Annotated in this window: 17 protein-coding genes and 1 riboswitch; of the genes, 15 read left to right on the top strand and 2 right to left on the bottom strand. The window is 50.1% G+C overall.

From position 1 onward, the window contains the following. The first annotated feature begins 263 nt into the window (after positions 1-263). Positions 264-409, top strand: a riboswitch (cyclic di-AMP (ydaO/yuaA leader). A gap of 105 nt (positions 410-514) precedes the next feature. From ACTHRH_RS04655 to ACTHRH_RS04645, 3 genes are all read left to right on the top strand, one after another. Next, positions 515-1,294, top strand: a complete 780-nt coding sequence (locus tag ACTHRH_RS04655; RefSeq protein WP_379289377.1) for a C40 family peptidase — start codon at positions 515-517, stop codon at positions 1,292-1,294. A gap of 537 nt (positions 1,295-1,831) precedes the next feature. Beyond that, positions 1,832-3,181 carry a pyrimidine-nucleoside phosphorylase gene (locus ACTHRH_RS04650; RefSeq protein ID WP_440414302.1) on the top strand — a complete coding sequence of 450 codons (1,350 nt, stop codon included), beginning with the start codon at positions 1,832-1,834 and terminating at the stop codon, positions 3,179-3,181. Positions 3,182-3,470: 289 nt separating this feature from the next. Then, complete coding sequence (locus ACTHRH_RS04645; protein ID WP_186328194.1) at positions 3,471-4,307, top strand: lipoate--protein ligase family protein; 837 nt, start codon at positions 3,471-3,473, stop codon at positions 4,305-4,307. Positions 4,308-4,341: 34 nt separating this feature from the next. Here ACTHRH_RS04645 and ACTHRH_RS04640 read toward each other — a convergent pair whose 3' ends face one another. After that, complete coding sequence (locus ACTHRH_RS04640; protein ID WP_144933383.1) at positions 4,342-5,070, bottom strand: alpha/beta hydrolase; 729 nt, start codon at positions 5,068-5,070, stop codon at positions 4,342-4,344. A 290-nt stretch (positions 5,071-5,360) separates the two neighbouring features. Here ACTHRH_RS04640 and pdhA point away from each other — a divergent pair, with 290 nt between their 5' ends. The 5 genes from pdhA to ACTHRH_RS04615 all read left to right on the top strand — a co-directional run bounded on the left by pdhA (position 5,361) and on the right by ACTHRH_RS04615 (position 11,038). Beyond that, complete coding sequence (gene pdhA, locus ACTHRH_RS04635) at positions 5,361-6,449, top strand: pyruvate dehydrogenase (acetyl-transferring) E1 component subunit alpha (RefSeq protein WP_144933382.1); 1,089 nt, start codon at positions 5,361-5,363, stop codon at positions 6,447-6,449. A gap of 70 nt (positions 6,450-6,519) precedes the next feature. Next, complete coding sequence (locus ACTHRH_RS04630; RefSeq protein ID WP_144933381.1) at positions 6,520-7,500, top strand: alpha-ketoacid dehydrogenase subunit beta; 981 nt, start codon at positions 6,520-6,522, stop codon at positions 7,498-7,500. 198 nt (positions 7,501-7,698) lie between these two features. Next, positions 7,699-9,018, top strand: a complete 1,320-nt coding sequence (locus ACTHRH_RS04625; protein ID WP_144933380.1) for a dihydrolipoamide acetyltransferase family protein — start codon at positions 7,699-7,701, stop codon at positions 9,016-9,018. 5 nt (positions 9,019-9,023) lie between these two features. Continuing rightward, positions 9,024-10,433, top strand: coding sequence for a dihydrolipoyl dehydrogenase (lpdA, locus tag ACTHRH_RS04620; protein ID WP_144933379.1), 1,410 nt, complete (start codon positions 9,024-9,026; stop codon positions 10,431-10,433). A gap of 104 nt (positions 10,434-10,537) precedes the next feature. Next, entirely contained in the window at positions 10,538-11,038 is a 501-nt protein-coding gene (locus ACTHRH_RS04615) for a Crp/Fnr family transcriptional regulator (RefSeq protein WP_144933378.1), read from the top strand. A 191-nt stretch (positions 11,039-11,229) separates the two neighbouring features. On the opposite strand, the gene hmpA is transcribed toward ACTHRH_RS04615, so the two are convergent. Continuing rightward, positions 11,230-12,516 carry an NO-inducible flavohemoprotein gene (hmpA, locus tag ACTHRH_RS04610; RefSeq protein ID WP_379289381.1) on the bottom strand — a complete coding sequence of 429 codons (1,287 nt, stop codon included), beginning with the start codon at positions 12,514-12,516 and terminating at the stop codon, positions 11,230-11,232. Positions 12,517-12,679: 163 nt separating this feature from the next. On the opposite strand from hmpA, the gene ACTHRH_RS04605 reads away from it, so the two are divergent. The 7 genes from ACTHRH_RS04605 to lysA all read left to right on the top strand — a co-directional run bounded on the left by ACTHRH_RS04605 (position 12,680) and on the right by lysA (position 18,810). Then, positions 12,680-13,855, top strand: coding sequence for a D-alanyl-D-alanine carboxypeptidase family protein (locus ACTHRH_RS04605; RefSeq protein WP_440414298.1), 1,176 nt, complete (start codon positions 12,680-12,682; stop codon positions 13,853-13,855). A 138-nt stretch (positions 13,856-13,993) separates the two neighbouring features. Then, complete coding sequence (gene spoIIAA, locus ACTHRH_RS04600) at positions 13,994-14,347, top strand: anti-sigma F factor antagonist (RefSeq protein ID WP_144933375.1); 354 nt, start codon at positions 13,994-13,996, stop codon at positions 14,345-14,347. Continuing rightward, positions 14,344-14,784, top strand: a complete 441-nt coding sequence (gene spoIIAB / locus ACTHRH_RS04595) for an anti-sigma F factor (RefSeq protein ID WP_144933374.1) — start codon at positions 14,344-14,346, stop codon at positions 14,782-14,784. Before spoIIAA ends, spoIIAB begins: the two co-directional genes overlap by 4 nt. A 15-nt stretch (positions 14,785-14,799) precedes the next feature. After that, positions 14,800-15,555, top strand: coding sequence for an RNA polymerase sporulation sigma factor SigF (gene sigF / locus ACTHRH_RS04590; RefSeq protein WP_144933373.1), 756 nt, complete (start codon positions 14,800-14,802; stop codon positions 15,553-15,555). Between the two features lie 331 nt (positions 15,556-15,886). Further along, complete coding sequence (locus ACTHRH_RS04585; RefSeq protein ID WP_144933372.1) at positions 15,887-16,537, top strand: stage V sporulation protein AA; 651 nt, start codon at positions 15,887-15,889, stop codon at positions 16,535-16,537. Next, the gene (locus ACTHRH_RS04580; protein WP_144933371.1) at positions 16,518-16,937 is read left to right on the top strand and encodes a stage V sporulation protein AB; all 420 of its coding nucleotides are present in this window, start codon (positions 16,518-16,520) and stop codon (positions 16,935-16,937) included. Before ACTHRH_RS04585 ends, ACTHRH_RS04580 begins: the two co-directional genes overlap by 20 nt. Positions 16,938-17,475: 538 nt before the next feature. Then, positions 17,476-18,810: a diaminopimelate decarboxylase gene (gene lysA / locus ACTHRH_RS04575; RefSeq protein WP_440414294.1), complete on the top strand. Its 1,335-nt coding sequence runs from the start codon at positions 17,476-17,478 to the stop codon at positions 18,808-18,810. Positions 18,811-18,938 lie beyond the last annotated feature (128 nt).

Here is an 18,938-nt window from a genome sequence, read left to right as displayed (position 1 = left end):
TCTACAAGAGACATCGGTTGCTTACTAAGACAACTTCACAGATACCCCGTACTTGGATATGGAGTAGATGGGGCAAAACCCTATCTACAATAGGTACATGAAGTTGCCCGTGGTAAGAAGCCCCGACTTCAACTCGCGATAGCGAGTAAGTGGGGGAGGTTCACGAGTTCACAGGTTTCCCATATTCGTGACAAAAAATCGAAAGTTTACAAATTTTGCATTGTGCAACGGCCCAACATGTGGTAGCTTAAAAAAGAAAAGAAAAGAAAAAAATGCCGAATCCAGCTCTATTACAAGCTGGTACGGGGGATCACTATGGGGTGAATGCTATTGCGGGTGCACGCTTTAGCTAGGGAATCCTCGACCCGAACCCGACAACTAACTCCGGAGGCATAAGGAGGAAGCAACACTGAGGCTCAATCATTTTGGCCAGAAACTGGCATTATCTTCCGCGTTATTGTTATCTGGATTATTTGTTTCGCATCAGGCTGATGCGGCTGAATCGAATATTGATGTGAAAGTACAAATAAATGATGAATTGGTCGTTTTCCAAGAGGGACAGCCTTATCTGGATGCCACGGGGACGACAATGGTGCCGCTGCGTCCGGTTGCCGAGAAGCTTGGTTACCAGTTGAACTGGTCCAAGGAGCAGGACAAAGTAACGACTGAGGTATTTAACGAAAGCCGGAGGATCACTTTGGTTACCGGCTCTAAAGAAGCGATTGTGAACGACGAACCTGTAGCTTTGGACTCCGAAGTAGATTTTGTTGACGGACAGGTATATGTTCCTGTGCGTTTCCTATCCGGAGCGTTCGGTTATATGCTGCAATGGGATGACGTTAATTATATAGCAATTATTGCGGCAGATGGAAAGTATCATGCTCCGGCATGGTATTCTGCTCCTCCCGAAGCCGCCGAAGAGGTAGTCGACACCACTCCGGCAGTTATCGAGAAGGCAAGGGAATATCTGGGAACCCCTTACCAGTGGGGAGGAACCACGCCTAGCGGGTTTGACTGTTCCGGATTTATCCGTTATGTGTTTTCAAGCGAGGGAATTGAGCTGCCTCGTACTTCTGCGAGTATGTACGATGAGGCAGGCACTTCGGTTAGCGAGTTGAAGGAAGGGGATCTTGTCTTTTTCTCGATCACCAAGAACTTCTCTATCTCGCATGTCGGAGTTTACATTGGCAATAACGAATTTATTTCGTCTACAACGTCTTCTGGTGTTAAGGTAGATAGCCTTAACAGCAAATATTGGGGTCCGCGCTATGTCGGAGCCAAGAGAGTATTGTAATGGATACTAAGCGATTAGACGCAAGCATGCACCTGCTTGTGTCTTTTTTTGTACAAGCATATGTTAATCGGAAGACCTTTATGAACAAAGATCTGTGCATCAAGTGCATGCGTGAAAAGCTGCTATAGCGCTGAAAGAACAATCTTCGGAAATCTTTCCGTTAGAAAGTCTTCTTATCTTTACTTTAACCCTTATCCTTATGGTCTAAACCAAAAGCTTATTTAAAGCTTACATGAATATAGACGGATAAAAGTAACAAAATGTTTTCAATTTTACGATGATTTCAAATTAATCTGATATTTGTTCACGAATTTGACACAATTGAAAGATAGACGCTCATCTCATGAAAATCACTTCGTATCTTTTTTGACAATTGACTAATGTGAGGTAAATTTTCGAGAATGATTAATCCCTTCGGGTTACCCGGTTGGAGCGGTGTTGTAGTGTTGTGCAAGATTCCAGCCGGAAAATCGTTTATAATAAGGATGAACTCACAGATGGCTATGCCTTGATAAATATATGCTGCGGAGGGATACAATGAGAACGGTCGATATAATCCGTAAGAAAAGGGACGGCGGGGAATTGACTTCGGAGGAAATCGCCTTTATAATCCGGGGCTGCACAGACGGGTCCATACCGGATTATCAATTGTCGGCGTGGGCTATGGCGGTTTATTTCCAAGGGATGAACGCCAGGGAGACCGCTGATTTGACTATGGAAATGGCCCGTTCGGGGGATCAGATGGATCTCGGCGCCATTCATGGGATAAAAGTGGATAAACACAGCACTGGCGGTGTAGGGGATACGACTACGCTTATTCTTGCTCCGCTTGTCGCAGCGGCGGGAGTTCCTGTGGCCAAGATGTCCGGGCGCGGGTTGGGCCATACCGGCGGCACCATCGACAAGCTGGAGTCGATCCCCGGATACCGGGTGGAATTGAGCAAGGAGCAATTCGTGGAGCAGGTCAACCGGGTTGGCGCTGCCGTTATCAGCCAAACAGGGAATATTACACCCGCGGACAAAAAGCTGTACAGCTTGAGGGATGTGACGGCGACGGTCAACTCCATCCCGCTGATAGCCAGTTCGGTGATGAGCAAGAAAATTGCCTCGGGTGCCGATGCTATAGTGCTGGACGTCAAAACCGGCAATGGCGCCTTCATGAAATCGTTGGAGGAATCGATTGAGCTGGCCGAGGCGATGGTTGCCATAGGCTCGCAGGTAGGGCGCGAAACGGTAGCGGTCATTACCGGTATGGACGAGCCGTTGGGCAGCTCCATCGGAAATGCTCTGGAAGTGAAGGAAGCGATCCGGGTGCTGAAAGGAGAAGAGACCGGCACTCCGCTGAGGAAGGTCGCCTTGATGCTGGGCGCGCATATGCTACTGCTGGGGGGCAAGGCGAAGGATTATGTCCAGGCTGTAGGTATTTTGGAAGAGGCTATTACAAGCGGTGCGGCCTGTAATAAGCTGAAGGAAATGATCGCAGCCCAGGGAGGGAAAGCGGATATCGTCGATTTCCCGGAGCAGCTTCCGGCGGCCGATACGATCATCCCTGTTCATGCGGATGGGGAGGGCTGGATCGAGAGTGTCGCCGCGGAGGAAATCGGCTTGGCGGCTATGAACCTGGGGGCCGGTAGGGCCACGAAGGAGGACAAGATCGACTTAGGCGTAGGCATCGTGCTTCATAAGCGGTCCGGGGAACGGGTAGTCCGGGGAGACACGTTAGCGGAGCTTCATGTGTCTGCAGGCCGGGCTGAAGCAGCGGAAGCGGCCGGGAAGCAGGTTCTTGCCGCCTTCAGGCTGGCGGAGCGGCCGGTCGAGCCCAAGCCTCTCGTTTATGCCGTGGTTACCAAGGACGGGGTCCAAAGCGGGGACAAGGTTTGGCAGTAGGGGGCGAATAGCTTAGTGGAGATCATCCAGCTAGTTTACTCCCTGGAGGTAATATGAGGAAACTGGATGGAAAATCTCAGACTGTTGAAAAAAGAATCTCAGTATCTTCATCGTAACCGTACCTAGCGTAGTCAGTAGAGATACAAATGCGCGAAGAGTGATCGAACGAGTGCGTTTTATACGAAAAAAAACATACAGTCAGACAAATGAATCACAAGTTCTGTTGGGTAACTGGAAGTACAAGCTTTGCGCCGAGCGAATTATTTTACAAAAGAACGGGATGAAAAGGTTGAACATTAAAGAACAAATACAGCTGCAGCCGGATTGGCTGAAAAAAGTGACGGTTATTCATACCCAAGCGAAGGAAGCCGGCGGTTCTTTTCCGATATTGCTTCCCTTTGCATGGGATGAGGTTATGTGCAGACAAATAGAGAAGAAATCGGGGCCGCTGCTCCATATATGGAGGCATCCCCGGGCTTTTGTCGTCGGCTTGAGGGACAGGAAGCTTCCTTATGCGGAGCAGGCCATGGACTGGCTTAGAGGGGAAGGCTATGACACGGCCGTCCGCAATTCGGGCGGGGCGGCGGTTCCTCTGGATGCCGGCGTGGTGAACCTGTCTCTTGTTCTACCCAACCCGGAAGGGAAGATGGACTTCCATCAAGATTTTCGTTTCATGGTTTCCCTGCTCCGCCAAGTCATTTCGCCATGGACCGATTCCGTGCAGGATGGGGAAATCCGGGGGTCCTATTGCCCCGGGGATTACGATCTGGCGATAGGCGGGCGGAAATTTTGCGGGATAGCGCAGCGGCGCCAAGCCCGGGGCTTCGTCATCCAAGCCTTCGTCGTTGTAGAAGGCAGGGGAACAGACCGCGCCTCCGTCGCCAGAAGATTCTATGAGATCGCCTCCCGAGGGGATTCCGCCCTGGCTTATCCCCGAGTCAGCGACACGAGCATGGGCAGCCTGGCGGAGTTGGCGAATGTGCCTTCAGCAGAAGCCTTCGCTCAGCGAACGGTGGAGGTTGTCCGTGAAGCAGGAGGATGTTTAAGGGAAATCGGACCGGCGGAGCTGCTGAATCCGGAAATCGAACAGACCATGACACTGCTCAAAAACCGATACGATCGTTAAATAATCGCAGCTCCCGCCGTATATGATAATCGTTCTAGCCCAGAAAGTGATACAATGCCGAGGGAAGCTTCTTCTGCCAGAATCCCCATAGATGCTTTCCTTCGTCTTCTTCGTAATAAACATTAGCCCCTTTACTTGTCAACAGCTCTTTGGCCAGGCGATTGGCTTCCAGGAAATCGAAGGTCCCTCTCTGAGTTTTCACTTCTGTTTCCTGCAGACCGATCAACATATACATGTCGAGCCCGCTTAGATCCGATTCGCCCGTCAGGCGCTGCCGCGTAGGTGGCAAGAAGGCGCCGGACAAGGAAATCAGCTTGCGGAACAGATGAGGGTGATCGAGGGCCAGATGCAGACTGACAGTGGCCCCCAGCGAATCCCCCGCCAGTATTCTTTCCTCGGCGGAAGCCCGGATCGGGAAGCTTCGTTCTATTTCCGGCATCATTTCTTCCGTCCAGAAACGGCAATAAGCCGAGAAGCGTTCTCCGTCCGGAGAATACTCCTCTGTCCGGTTTTTCAGATCGACATGTACTCCAACAATAATAGGGGGCTCCATGTCTTCCTCTAGGACAAGCTGATTCGTTGCTGTTGCAATTCGGCCATAATTCAAAAATTCGACCCCGTCCTGGCAGTAAACGACCGGATAGGTCAGCAGCTCGTTATAGCCGGGAGGTAAATACACCCAGATCTCTCTCTCCGTCTGAAGGGAAGCCGAATAAATTTGTTTCTTGAGGATAGTGCGATGGTAAATAGATGGATTGGTCATGATACATTCATCCTTCCTGTTATACTCCCGTCTTATTTTTTTCAACGGGGAGGTAAATGATATAATATTGAGGCTAAGCTATTAGATGGGGTTTTAATGAATTAGCCGGCCATCTGTTATATAACTTTTTTTCAACTGTTTAAAAACAGTAAAGCCTATAAATCGAACAAACTTTATATTTTGGTGGAAATTCTAGTGAGACAGTAATATAATAATTGTATAACAGATTACTCTTCGTAACAATTATTGACTAGCGAGGTGCGAAGCAAATGAGTAGTGAGGTGCACGTAATGAATAAAGCTTCCGAGGTTAGCAAGGCTTATGAAGTACAGTCGGAGGAAGTTCAGCCGCTGTCCATCCTCTCCCCGGATGGAGAAATTATCAATGAAGCGGAAATGCCCGAGCTGAGCGATGATGAGCTGAAAGAGCTGATGCGGAGAATGGTGTTCACCAGAACCTGGGATGAGCGGGCTGTCAATTTGGGACGTCAGGGCCGTCTCGGTTTCTATGCGCCGGTATCCGGTCAGGAAGCTACAATGGTCGGCAGTGAGTTCGCATTGGATAAAGAAGACTATATTTGCCCCGGTTACCGCGATATGCCTCAATTGGTATGGCATGGCCTGCCGTTATATCAGGCGTTCTTGTATTCGCGCGGCCATCAGCATGGGGGACAGATTCCGGAAGGAGTCAACGTGCTCATGCCCCAAATTATTATCGGTGCCCAGATCCTGCATGCGACCGGAATTGGTATGGGATTGAAGAAGCGCGGCAAGAAAAATGTCGTTATTACTTATACCGGAGACGGAGGTTCTTCCGAAGGCGATTTCTACGAAGGCCTGAACTTCGCAGGTGTCTTCAAGCTGCCGGTCATTTATTTTGTCCAGAACAACGGTTATGCCATTACGACCCCATTCTCCAAACAAACTGCGGCTCAGTCGGTTGCCCATAAAGCAGTAGCTGCGGGAATCAAGGGCGTACAGGTGGATGGAATGGACGTGTTCGCCGTTATTAAAGCCGTACGCGATGCAGCCGAACGCGGCCGGAACGGGGAAGGAGCCACGCTGATCGAAGGCCTGACCTACCGTTTCCGTCCTCACTCGATGTCTGACGATACGACGAAATACCGGACCAAGGACGAGGAAGGCGTATGGAGCGAGAAGGATCCGATTGAACGCTTGCGCAAATATTTGAACAAGAAGGGCCTGTGGACAGAGGAAGACGATGCCCGAGTCAAAGACGAAGCGAAAGCGGCAGTTGCCGAGCATATCAAGAAGGCGGAGCAAATCGAGAAAATGACGGTGCCCGGACTGATCGACAGCATGTTCGAGTCGACACCGCAGCATTTAGAAGAGCAGAAAGCTTATTACAATAAAAAATAAGACCGGAAACAGGCCTTTACGCAATATATAACAGCTTGATTAGGTATTCTAAGGAGGAATCGGGTTAGTCATGGCTCAAATGAACTTGAAAGAAGCAATCAGAGACGCTATGCGCGTCGAACTTAAACGCGATCCCAACGTTCTGTTGTTCGGGGAAGACGTCGGTAAAGTCGGCGGAGTATTCCGTGCGTCCGAAGGTCTGCAGGAAGAATTCGGTGAAGAGCGGGTGTTCGATACTCCACTGGCGGAATCCGCTATCGGCGGATTGGCGGTCGGCTTGGGAACGCAAGGTTTCCGGCCGATTGCCGAAATTCAGTTTATCGGCTTCATATTTGAAGCAATGGACCAAATCTGTGTGCAAGCTGCCCGCATGCGTTACCGTTCCGGCGGAAGATACCATGCACCAATCGTATTCCGTACTCCTTTTGGAGGAGGTGTCAAGGCGGCCGAGCTGCATACTGACTCTCTGGAAGGATTGCTTGTACAAACTCCAGGTATTAAGGTCGTTGTGCCTTCCAACCCGTATGATGCCAAGGGTCTTCTTATTTCGGCGATCCGTGACAACGATCCGGTCTTTTTCATGGAGCATCTGAATCTGTACCATGCTTTCCGGGAAGATGTTCCGGAAGGAGAGTATACCGTACCGCTCGGAAAGGCCAAGGTCGTGCGCGAAGGAACGGACGCCACCATTATTACTTACGGGGCGATGGTTCATACTTCGCTCAAGGCGGCGGAAGAGCTGGAGAAGACGAAAGGGGTTAAAGTCGAGGTTATCGACCTGCGGACAATCATGCCGATCGATATCGATACCATTGTGGAGTCGATTAAGAAAACGAACCGCGCTATCGTTGTTCAGGAAGCACAGAAAACGTCCGGCGTAGCTGCAGAAGTCATCGCGCAGATCAATGAAAAAGCGATTCTTCATCTGGAAGCGCCGGTTCTGCGCGTAGCGCCTCCGGATACCGTATATCCTTTCGCTCTTATCGAGGATCAATGGCTTCCGAATCCGGCTCGCATTATTGCAGGGATTAATGAAGTTCTTGAATTTTAACCGGATTGGACAAGTCAGCCTTTCTATCAGTAAGAGACGTATCCGAAGGAATGCGGATGCGTCTAAATTTCGCTTGCTTGCACAGGAATGCACCTAGGAAGTCGGAATGGGCAAGGAAGCCGAGCAGAATGTTTAAATAACCCTACATAGGGGCGAACGGAATTAGTTTCATGCATAACGATCAAGGAGGTAGGGGCCATGGCCATGTTTCAATACAGATTCCCTGAGCTCGGGGAAGGCCTGCACGAAGGTGAAATTGTCAAGCTTCACATCAAGCCTGGCGATAAAATAACAGACGATGATATCATTATGGACGTGCAGAACGATAAGGCGGTTGTTGAGGTGCCTTGTCCGGTTAACGGTACCGTCGTTGAGGTGAAAGTACAGGAAGGGCAAGTATGTACAGTCGGTCAGGTAGTGGCTGTCATCGATGCGGAAGGCGATCTTCCCCCGGATCATGGCGATACGGAAGGAACCGCTGAAGAAAAAGTAGAAGATAATATAGGCGAAGCGGTCGTTGACAACGTGGAGAATACGGCCAAGGCGGATGCTTCCGAGGGTCAGGCCGGACAGGGTACGAACGCCAAGCCGGCGGCTTCTGCGAAGGAGGTGCTGGCAACGCCTAGCGTTCGCAAGCTGGCCAGGGAGAAAGGTATTAATATCGCCGATGTCCCGGCTACCGGCAAGAACGGGCGAGTCACCCGCGAGGATGTGGAAGCTTTCGCAGCGGGCGGAGGCCAGGCTGTCGCGGACAAGCCGGCAGAGGCGGCTGCTCCGGCAGCAGGTGCTGCGGCTGCGACCGTTGTAGCGGGAGACCGGATCGAAGAACGCGTTCCGTTCAAAGGTATCCGCAAAGTGATCGCCAACGCCATGTCCAAGTCGGTATATACGGCACCTCATGTCACTATTATGGACGAAGTGGACGTATCCCAGCTTGTAGCGCTGCGTCAGAAAGGCAAGGCACTCGCCGAGCAGAGGGGCGTCAAGCTGACTTACCTTCCGTTTATCGTCAAGGCTCTTGTGGCTGCGGTCAGACAGTTCCCGGTCATGAATGCGATGATCGACGAAGAGAAGAACGAAATTGTGTACAAGAAGTACTACAATATCGGGATTGCGACCGATACGGATAACGGCTTGCTCGTTCCGGTGATTCACGATGCAGACCGTAAGAATGTCTGGACGATCGCCTCGGAAATTAAAGATTTGGCCACCCGCGGACGTGAAGGCAAGCTCGCACCCCACGAGATGAAGGGAAGCACGATTTCGATCACGAATATCGGTTCTGCCGGAGGAATGTTCTTCACCCCGGTTATCAACTTCCCGGAAGTGGCGATCCTCGGAACCGGACGGATATCCGAGAAGCCGGTAGTGAAGAATGGCGAGATTGTAGCCGCACCGGTTATGGCATTGTCGCTTAGCTTCGACCATCGCATTATTGATGGAGCCACCGCTCAAAATTGCATGAATTATATCAAGCAGCTGTTGTCCGATCCTGAGCTGCTGGTCATGGAGGTGTAATAACTATGGTAGTCGGAGATGCGTCTATCGATATTGATGTTCTAGTTATTGGTGCGGGGCCTGGCGGTTATGTAGCCGCCATCCGCGCTGCCCAGTTAGGTAAAAGCGTGATGATCGCCGATAAGTCTGACTTCGGAGGCGTTTGTCTGAACCGCGGATGTATTCCATCCAAAGCGCTTATTTCTGCAGCCCATCAATATGAAACGATGCAGAATGGCGATATCGGAATTTCGGCGGAAGGAATCAAGGTTGATTTCGCGAAAGTTCAGCAATGGAAGTCCTCGGTCGTTAACAAGCTGACCGGTGGAGTCACTTCCCTGCTTAAAGGGAACAAGGTTCAGACCTTTAACGGCGAAGTTATGTTCATCAACGAGAACGAAGCACGCTTGTTTAACGAAAGCGAGTCTCCCCGTTACCGTTTCAAGCATTGCATCATTGCGACGGGCTCTCGTCCGATCGAGCTGAAGACATTCCCGTACGGGGGGCGTATCCTGTCCTCTACCGAAGCTCTGGAGCTCGGTGAAATTCCGAAGAGCCTGGTCGTTATCGGAGGAGGCTACATCGGAATCGAGTTAGGCCAAACGTTCGCCAAGTTCGGTACCAAGGTAACTGTGCTGGAAGGTTCGGACACGATTCTCCCAGGTTTTGAGAAGGATTTGACACAGCTGGTGTCCCGCAAGTTGAAGAAATCCGGCGTCGATATTCATACCAACGCTCTGGCCCAAGGCTGCGAACAAACGGATAAGGACGCTACCGTTACATTTACGGTTAATGGAGAAGAAAAGCAGGTTACTGCCGAATACGTACTGGTGACAGTAGGCCGCCGTCCGAACACCGATGGCGAGCTTGGTCTGGATCTGATCGGAATCAAGATGACGGATCGCGGCATGATCGAAGTTGACGAGCAAGGCAGAACCAGCATTCCGCATATTTATGCTATTGGCGACATCGTTGCCGGTCCGGCGCTTGCCCATAAAGCTTCGTATGAGGGCAAAGTGGCGGCAGAATCCATTGCCGGCTTGCCAAGCGTTGTAGATTACCGTGCGATTCCGCTGGTCGTATTCTCCGATCCCGAGATTGCCAGCGTCGGCATGAGCGAATCCGAAGCCAAGGAAAAGGGAATCAACGTATCCGTGGGCAAATTCCCGTTTGCCGCTAACGGACGGGCATTGTCCTTGAACGCTACGGAAGGATATGTTAAAGTGATTGCGAACAAGGAAAATGGTCTTGTGCTTGGCGCACAAGTCGTTGGTGCGGAGGCATCCAACATTATCGCAGAACTGGGACTGGCTATCGAAATGGGGGCAACTCTCGAGGACATCGCCCTGACGATTCATGCCCATCCTACATTAGGCGAAATTGTGATGGAAGCTTCGGAGGTCGCTCTCGGACACCCGATTCATATTAAAATATAACGCACGACAACAACATGGATTCCTACAGACCAACCGCAAGGTTGGTCTTTCCATGTTGATCTTAATTCAGATACGACTTGGCCGAAAGATTGGGAGGGATTTCATTGCTGCTGCATAAAGGAGAGGTGCTGTTTCGTCAAGGGGAGACAGGGTCCTTGTATCATCTCAAGAGCGGGATGCTGAAGATCGTCCGGGTCCATCAGAATGGATCGGAATTGTTGATGAATATCATTGTTCCAGGGGAAACGATACCCCATCATTCTTTAATCTCCCAAAATCCGTATCACGGAACGGCTGTGGCGATCGTAACCAGCGAGGTGGAGCCGATTCCGGCGGAGGAATGGTATGGCAAGCTGGAGCGCAATCCGGAGAAGTACCGGGAGGTCGCTCTTTTACTGCAGCAAAAGCTAAGAATGATGCAGCAGCGAATGGATCATTTGACCACCATTTCTCCCTCGGATCGGCTGAGCATGTTCCAGAACTGGTTCGCCGAGTATATTCAAGAGGTTCCGGTCAGTGACGTTCTGACCCAAGAGGAAATCGGGCAATGGATCGGTATCCGTAGGGAAACCGTTAATAGATTACTTAAGAAGCATTCCCTCTGATGGTAGCCAGATACCTGTTTTGTCGGTATTATATAAGCGGAAAAAGTATTAACCTTCAAGCTGTTCCTATTGCCAAGATAGAGAACGTTTTATTGCGAAACGGAAAGCTTGTAAATAAGCCGTCTTAAGAAACCAGCTAATGAACAGCAGGAGTCTTAAGACGGCTTTTTATTGGTAATATAGGTGATTCATCAGCGGACGCTTTCCGTCCGAACCTCGCTGGCCAAAGCAATATCCGGCCCGAAGCATTCATAGTGGATTCTATCGGCGGCTACTCCCCATTCTGCCAGCGCACGGTAAACCGTACGAAGCATGGGCACCGGTCCGCAAAGATAAAAGTCACAGTCCGTTCCCGGAACTATGCTTTGCAGCCAAGGAAGATCGATGTTTCCATCCTTGTCATACAACCCGTTACTCCGGTCTTCCGCAGTCGGCCGAGAATAGCAAACATAGGAACGAAGCCAGTCGTTCTCGGCGGTCAGACGGGCAACATGCTCCTTCATGGCATGAGTGGACGAATTTCGGGCGGCATGGATGAAGAACGTCGTCGGACGGTTATTAGGTGAAGCGGCCAACGAATTCAGCATGGAGATCATCGGGGTCAGACCGACTCCTCCGCTGATCAGCACGATCGGCCGTTCCGATTGGCGATCCATTGTAAAGTGGCCGGCCGGAGCGCTAAGCGCCAATATGTCTCCTTCTTGAACAGAATGATGAAGGTAATGGGAGACCACTCCGTCAGGTTTTCCGTCAATCCCATCCTCTCTCTTGACACTGATCCGATAATAACCGGTTCCCGGCTTATCCGACAGGCTGTACTGGCGGATATGGGTATATTGCTGCCCCGGAATCTCCAGCTTCACGCTGACGTATTGCCCCGGTTCAAAGGAAGCCAGTTCCCCATTGTCGGCAGGCTGCAGATAGAAGGAGGTAATCACTTCGCTCTCCTTTATCTTCCGGATGACTTTGAACTCCCGGAAGCCCTCCCAGCCTCCCGGCTGCCGGGAGCTTTCCTCATACATTCCTTTCTCCACCTGAATGAACGCCTGAGCAATCGTTTCATAGGCCTCGGTCCACGCCTGAATTATTTCCTTGCTAGCCAGCTCCCCGAGAACATCTTGAATGGCGAGCAGCAGATGCTTGCCGACTATCGGATAATGCTCCGGAAGCACGCCCAGACTCCGGTGCTTATGAGCGATCTGGATAACGGCGGGAAGAATGGCCTCCAATTTATCGATATTTTGCGCGGCGGCCAGCACGGCCTGTGCGAGAGCCGCTTGCTGTCTTCCTTTATGCTGATTGGCGTGGTTGAAGATGTTTAACAATTCCGGATGATTGGCAAACATCAGTTTATAAAAACGCCCGGTGATTTCCTCTCCGTGTTCCTGCAGGACAGGCACGGTGGCTTTAATCGTCTCTATGGTCTGTTGACTAAGCATAATGTATCTTCTCCTTTCAAGGGATTGAACTGATTTCAGTATAACGTTTCATAGTTTACCCGCGTGTGATCCAGATCACTTCAGAAATGAACGCTCTGTGACTGAATTCGGTCTTTCTCTGGAATAATTTGCGTCTTTTTGGTCAACAATGGGAGAAACAATGATTTCTTCGAGCCATGCAGAACCAGGAAGGGGAATGTTCATGTTGAAAAAATGGATTTCTAGTGCGCTGGGAGCGGCTTTGTTATTTACGGCCTTAATGCCTGTCGCCAATGCCGAAGAGAAACAGAGCGGGGCCATCGATTTAACCCCCGGCGCCCGATCCGCTATATTAATGGATGTCGATACCGGTACGATCATCTTTGAAAAGAATAAAGATGAGAAGCTGCCCCCGGCAAGCATTACTAAAATCATGACCATGCTTCTGGTTATGGAAGCTTTGGACGAAGGCAGCCTGCAGATGACCGACAAGGTGCGGACCAGCGAATATGCGGCTTCCATGGGAGGCTCCCAGATTTTTCTGGAGGCCGGCGAAGAAATGACTGTGGAAGATATGCTTAAGGGAATCGCGATGGCCTCGGCGAATGACGCTTCCGTAGCCATTGCCGAGAAAATTTCCGGCTCCGAAGAAGCCTTCGTGCAAAAAATGAATGAAAGAGCCAAGCAATTAGGGATGAAAAACACGCATTTCGTCAATCCGAACGGACTGCCTGCGGCCGAGCATTATACGACTGCTCATGATATTGCCATCATGTCCAGAGAATTGATGAAGCATGAGGAAATAACGAAATTTACCGGAATGTATCAGGATTACCTGCGCAAAGATACGGCCAAGCCTTTCTGGCTGGTCAATACGAACAAGCTGGTCCGCTTCTACGAAGGAGTGGATGGTCTTAAGACGGGCTATACAAGCGAAGCCAAATTCTGCTTGTCGGCCACTGCGAAGAAAGACAACTTCCGGGTCATTGCCGTCGTTCTCGGAGAACCAAATACGAAAACCCGCAATGCGGAAGTGACCAAGCTGTTCGATTACGCCTTCTCACAGTATACGAATTATCCTATCATCAAAGCCGGAGACAGCCTGGGCGAGCTGAAAGTCAATAAAGGCAAGCACAAGCTAATCCCTCTGACCGCCAAGCATCAGTATGGCGTGCTGCTTAAGAAGGGCGAAGTAAGCGAAGGCATCCGGCATGAGGTGCGGTTAAATACTGAGCTGAAGGCTCCGATCAAATCCGGACAGGAAATCGGAAAGATTGTTGTGTACAAGGCAGACCAGCAGATTAAAGAGTTCCCGCTTTATTCTCCGATGGATATCGGCAAAGCCAACTGGTGGGATATGCTTAAGCGAACCATGGGAGGGTTATTCTTCCTCGATTGATATCCAAAATGCCAAGCTTTGTCGGATTCTATCGCATTCCTTCTACTTCTATCGCTTTTCTTCTAGTTTTGTCGGGGAGGCAGGATTTTCCCGGCAGCCCGTAGAATTGAATGGGCAAGATGGAGGAGGAATGAACAGATGAGTCTACAAATCGAAATGGAACATGGGCGAAGAGCTCTCATTGTCCGACTGGCGGGGGAGCTCGACCATCATACGGCGGATATTGTCAAGACACGCATGGAAGAAGCCATCGCCAATGAAGACGTCAATCACATCATTCTCAGTTTGGAGCAATTGAATTTTATGGACAGCTCGGGGCTGGGCGTTATTCTCGGGCGCTACAAGCAGATTACCGGTAAGGGCGGTAAAATGATCGTCTGCGGGGTTAACCCATCCGTCTATCGTCTTTTCGAAATGTCGGGCTTGTTTAAAATATTGGCCATCGAAGAAAACGAGAGACAGGCGATCTCTAGTTTGGAGGTTGTATCATGAGCAGCAATTACATGAAACTCCAATTTGCCAGCCGGTCGGAGAATGAATCGTTTGCCAGAGTAGCGGTTGCAGCGTTCGTCTCGCAGCTGGATCCTACACTGAACGAATTGACGGATATTAAGACGGTGGTATCCGAGGCGGTTACGAACGCGATCATCCATGGGTATGACGGACGGCCTGAAGGGATAGTCACCATCACCTGTTCCATCGAGGAAGATACCGTGCGAATTTCTGTAGAGGACAACGGCCGTGGAATAACCGACTTGGAGCAGGCGAGACAGCCGCTGTATACATCAAAGCCGGAGCTGGAAAGATCGGGGATGGGCTTTACCATTATGGAAAATTTCATGGATAATATCGAAATTGCCACGCAAGTCGACAGCGGAACGACGGTTACAATGACAAAGCGGATAGAATCAAAAAAATGCGCCGTTTGATTAGGGGTAATGGATATGAATGTCGATTTAAAGAACGCCTCTCATAGCTATCTTGACGATGCGGAAGTAAAGCGGCTCATCGCCCTCAGCCAATCCGGCGACCCGATTGCCAGGGATACGCTGGTGAACTGTAATATCAGGCTCGTCTGGTCGGTCGTTCAACGGTTTCTTAACCGGGGATATGAGGCGGAGGATTTATTCCAAATCGGCTGCATCGGCTTGCTGAAGTCGGTGGATAAATTCGATTTATCCTATGACGTTAAATTTTCTACCTATGCGGTTCCGATGATAATAGGTGAAATTCAAAGATTTCTGCGTGATGACGGGACAGTGAAGGTCAGCCGCTCGCTCAAGGAATTGGCTAATAAAGTACGCAAGATGAAGGATGAGCTATCCAAGACGATGGGGCGGCTGCCAACGATCAAAGAGGTGGCGGACGCGCTCGAAATCGATCCGGAAGATGTCGTCATGGCCCAGGAAGCCAACAAACCGCCATCCTCCATTCACGAAACCGTGTTTGAGAATGACGGCGATCCCATTACTCTAATGGATCAAATTTCGGATGAATCCCAGGATAAATGGTTCGAGAAGCTCGCCTTGAATGAGGCGATCGGAATGCTCAACGAACGGGAGCGGTTGATCGTTTATCTGCGGTATTTCCGCGACCAAACACAATCGGAAGTGGCCGAAAGGCTGGGGATTTCGCAAGTGCAGGTATCCCGGCTGGAGAAAAAAATACTGCAATCGATTAAAAATCAGATTGCGCAGTAATTGTTTTGCCCGGCAGCAAAACATATTTTAATCTGTCGTCGGATGGAATTAAAATGAATTAAAGATAAAAACCTCCAAATTGTACGGAGGGATAAATAAAAATGTGGCGAAGAGGAACGAGCCGAAGGCTGTGGCGTAAAAGTTCCGTGATTCGCCGCATTTTTTTGTTCTCTATTGCCTATGGAATAGGCCCGAAGGCTTTTTTGCCGTTTCGTGAAGTGTAAAGGACCAGGGCCGGGGCTTAGCTTTTCCTGGGAATGATTAGCGAGCCGCCGTTCTTCACATAATAAAGCAAGCCAGGGAACGGAAATTCGTAAGGGAGGGAGACGAGATGGAACGCCGCAATCATTCTGTCATCTATATCCGTTTTAGAAAAAGAATCCGCTGCAGGCCCGGACAATCGATCGTGCTCGGCCAGATTGCACAAATCGTTGCGGAACCGGAATGGGAAGGGAGGCTAAAGGACCTGCCGATCCGTTTCCCGGAGCCTAAAGACGGAAATATGCTGCTTATCGATATGATTCACGTAGTCCGGAAAGTAAAACAGCTGCTTCCGGAGGCGCAAATCGAACTCTATGGCGAACCCCATGTTCTGGTCGAAATTTCTAAGGATGAGCGACGAGCCCATCCGCTCGTGATCGCTTTTGTGTGGGTGCTGCTGTTTATCGGCTCCGGGTTGGCGATTATGAACTTTCATGTCGATGTCAGTATGCCTGCAGTCCATCGGAGAATTTACGAATTGTTAACCGGGAACACCACTGAAAAACCGTACCTGCTGCAGATTCCGTACTCTTTTGGGATCGGGGTGGGAATGGTTTTGTTTTTCAACCATTTGTTCAAGAAGAAGTTTAACGAAGAGCCCAGTCCGCTTGAGGTGGAGATGTTTCTGTACCAGGAAAGCATGAACCAGTATATTATTACCGAAGAATATGCCAAAATGGGCGGCAAGGAAGCGGCGCCTTATGATGACGGTATTCGTTAGTCTCCTGCAGATCCTGATCGGTCTGGCGGGAGGACTGGCCGTCGGCAGCGGTATGGTTGCTTTTCTGGTCGTGCTGGATATCATTCCGAGGCTCGCGCAGGTGACTAAATCCTACCGGTACATTCACTGGTATGAAGGGGCCGTCATTAGCGGGGCTTTATACTGGACGTTTGCCGATTTTTTCGATTGGCAGGCGGCCATGACTCCTTTTTCTGCTGTGTTTCTCGGTTTTTTCGCTGGGGGCTTCGTCGGCATGCTGGCGGCGGCCTTGACCGAGATTATCAATGTTCTGCCGATTCTGGCCAAACGGCTCGGATTAGGACAATATGTCATCCTGTTTTTGATGGCGATGATTTTCGGGAAGGTCATTGGCTCCTTGCTGGAATGGTTTCTGTTTTAGGGATTCGAAAAGGCATCGTTAGAAGCTTTTTTTACCACATGAGAAGCTTTAAGCTTTTACAAAGTTAAGATGGGTGTAAGTAAGATTCTCATTGGCATAAAAAGCTACCTTTAATACCGGGTTATTCATCCTCGAAAAGGCTTCGTTAGAAGCTTTTTTTATCCCGCTGAAAAAAGATATAGATCAGGCTAAGGTCCCCAATAAGCCTCTTTTGGATTGTGTTCTAAGAGGGAGTATGATAAATTTTATAAGAATAATAATCGCAGCAATCAGGTCCAATGGCTTATAGTATAGGGAAATATACATCATTTAGTTTCCATTTATTTACTTTTGTTGTCCCGGTACGAGATGCTGCGGCCAATAATCAAAGGTTATATATTATCTGCAGTAAAGTGTCCTAGGAAGCAAGGGACAATGGAGTGTCTTAGGGGTTTGGTTTTGTATTCCTGCTTCCGTAGAGTCAACTTTATTGCTTTATCTATAGTCTGGTTCTCTGCATCAGTGCAAAGATATTCTATTGGGAGAGGAAGTATCGATTATGTTTCTACATGGTACCAGTCAAATTAATGATAAAGGGCAGTTGGAAATAGGTGGCTGCAATACGGTAGACCTGGCGGCCCGCTTCGGAACGCCGCTGTATGTTATGGATGAGGCGTTGATTCGCCAAAGATGCCGGGAATATATTAATGCTTTTCGCGAGTCCGGTTTGAAATTTCAGGTTGCTTATGCCAGCAAAGCTTTTTGCGTTATGGCCATGTGCCGTATTGCGGAAGAGGAAGGCATGTCTCTTGACGTAGTTTCCGAAGGAGAGCTGTATACCGCTCTGCAAGCCGGTTTTCCGGCGGAGCGCATTCATTTCCACGGCAACAACAAGACGCCCGCGGAAATTGAGATGGCGATAGACGCGAACATCGGCTGCTTCGTGGTGGATAACTTCATCGAGCTGCATATGCTGAATGCGATCGCGGCCGAGAAGAAGCGGAAGGTCAATATTCTGTTAAGGATTACCCCGGGTGTGGAGGCTCACACCCATGAATATATATCGACAGGCCAGACGGATTCCAAATTCGGCTTCGATTTAGGAAACGGTTCGGCTTATCGCGCAGTTGAAGAGGCTGTGGCACAGCCTAATCTGGAGCTGCTCGGAATTCATTCCCATATCGGCTCCCAAATCTTCGAAGTAGACGGCTTCAAGCTGGCTGTCGAGAAGATGATCGGCTTCGCAACGGAGGTTCGCTCCGGGCTGAACGTCACCTTCCGCGTAGTTAACCTGGGAGGAGGCTTCGGCATCCGATATACGGAGGAGGATACGCCGCTGCCGTTGCGGGATTATGTCAAAGCTATTACAGACGGAATTGTAACCTATTTTAGCAGCCACAACTATCCGCTTCCGGAAATCTGGATCGAGCCGGGACGCAGTATCGTCGGAGATGCGGGAACGACTCTATACACCGTCGGCACGGTCAAAGAAATTCCGGGAGTGCGCAAATATGTGGCCGTAGATGGCGGAATGACGGATAATCCGCGTCCGGCCTTGTATGATTCGAAATACGAGGCCATGCTTGCCAACCGGGGGAAGGATGCGAACGCGGAGACCGTATCGATTGCCGGCAAATGCTGCGAAAGCGGAGATATGCTCATCTGGGATTTAGAGCTGCCCAAGGTACAGAACGGGGATATTCTGGCGGTATCATGTACGGGGGCGTACAATTATGCCATGGCAAGCAATTATAACCGGATTCGCCGGCCTGCGGTTGTCTTCGTCAAAGACGGACAGGCCGATCTGGTTGTCAAACGGGAATCGTTGGACGATCTGACGGATTTGGATGTTATTCCGGAGCGGCTTCAGAAGAAGGCGGCAGGAACGGTCTAAATCAATAAAGGGGAGCATGGACGTTTGCAGTCCATGCTCCCCTTTTATTGCAGGCTTGGTATCCCGTCCGTCTTGCGTGAAAATAGCCCGGTTCTGAATATGCCGGCTTCGCATCGGAACCCGATGCT

The organism is Paenibacillus sp. SAFN-117, from assembly GCF_051966115.1.
Lineage (GTDB): Bacteria > Bacillota > Bacilli > Paenibacillales > NBRC-103111 > Paenibacillus_L > Paenibacillus_L residui.
Note: the sequence above shows the minus strand (reverse complement) of the source record. Positions and strands in the feature narration are given on the sequence as shown.

Bases quoted from the DNA above. Each gene is read 5' to 3' on its own strand.
- ACTHRH_RS04650 (WP_440414302.1), top strand. From the start codon at position 1,832: ATGAGAACGGTCGATATAATCCGTAAGAAAAGGGACGGCGGGGAATTG.
- ACTHRH_RS04640 (WP_144933383.1), bottom strand. From the start codon at position 5,070: ATGACCAATCCATCTATTTACCATCGCACTATCCTCAAGAAACAAATT.
- pdhA (WP_144933382.1), top strand. From the start codon at position 5,361: ATGAATAAAGCTTCCGAGGTTAGCAAGGCTTATGAAGTACAGTCGGAG.
- ACTHRH_RS04630 (WP_144933381.1), top strand. From the start codon at position 6,520: ATGGCTCAAATGAACTTGAAAGAAGCAATCAGAGACGCTATGCGCGTC.
- ACTHRH_RS04625 (WP_144933380.1), top strand. From the start codon at position 7,699: ATGGCCATGTTTCAATACAGATTCCCTGAGCTCGGGGAAGGCCTGCAC.
- lpdA (WP_144933379.1), top strand. From the start codon at position 9,024: ATGGTAGTCGGAGATGCGTCTATCGATATTGATGTTCTAGTTATTGGT.
- ACTHRH_RS04605 (WP_440414298.1), top strand. From the start codon at position 12,680: ATGTTGAAAAAATGGATTTCTAGTGCGCTGGGAGCGGCTTTGTTATTT.
- spoIIAA (WP_144933375.1), top strand. From the start codon at position 13,994: ATGAGTCTACAAATCGAAATGGAACATGGGCGAAGAGCTCTCATTGTC.
- spoIIAB (WP_144933374.1), top strand. From the start codon at position 14,344: ATGAGCAGCAATTACATGAAACTCCAATTTGCCAGCCGGTCGGAGAAT.
- sigF (WP_144933373.1), top strand. From the start codon at position 14,800: ATGAATGTCGATTTAAAGAACGCCTCTCATAGCTATCTTGACGATGCG.
- ACTHRH_RS04585 (WP_144933372.1), top strand. From the start codon at position 15,887: ATGGAACGCCGCAATCATTCTGTCATCTATATCCGTTTTAGAAAAAGA.
- ACTHRH_RS04580 (WP_144933371.1), top strand. From the start codon at position 16,518: ATGATGACGGTATTCGTTAGTCTCCTGCAGATCCTGATCGGTCTGGCG.
- lysA (WP_440414294.1), top strand. From the start codon at position 17,476: ATGTTTCTACATGGTACCAGTCAAATTAATGATAAAGGGCAGTTGGAA.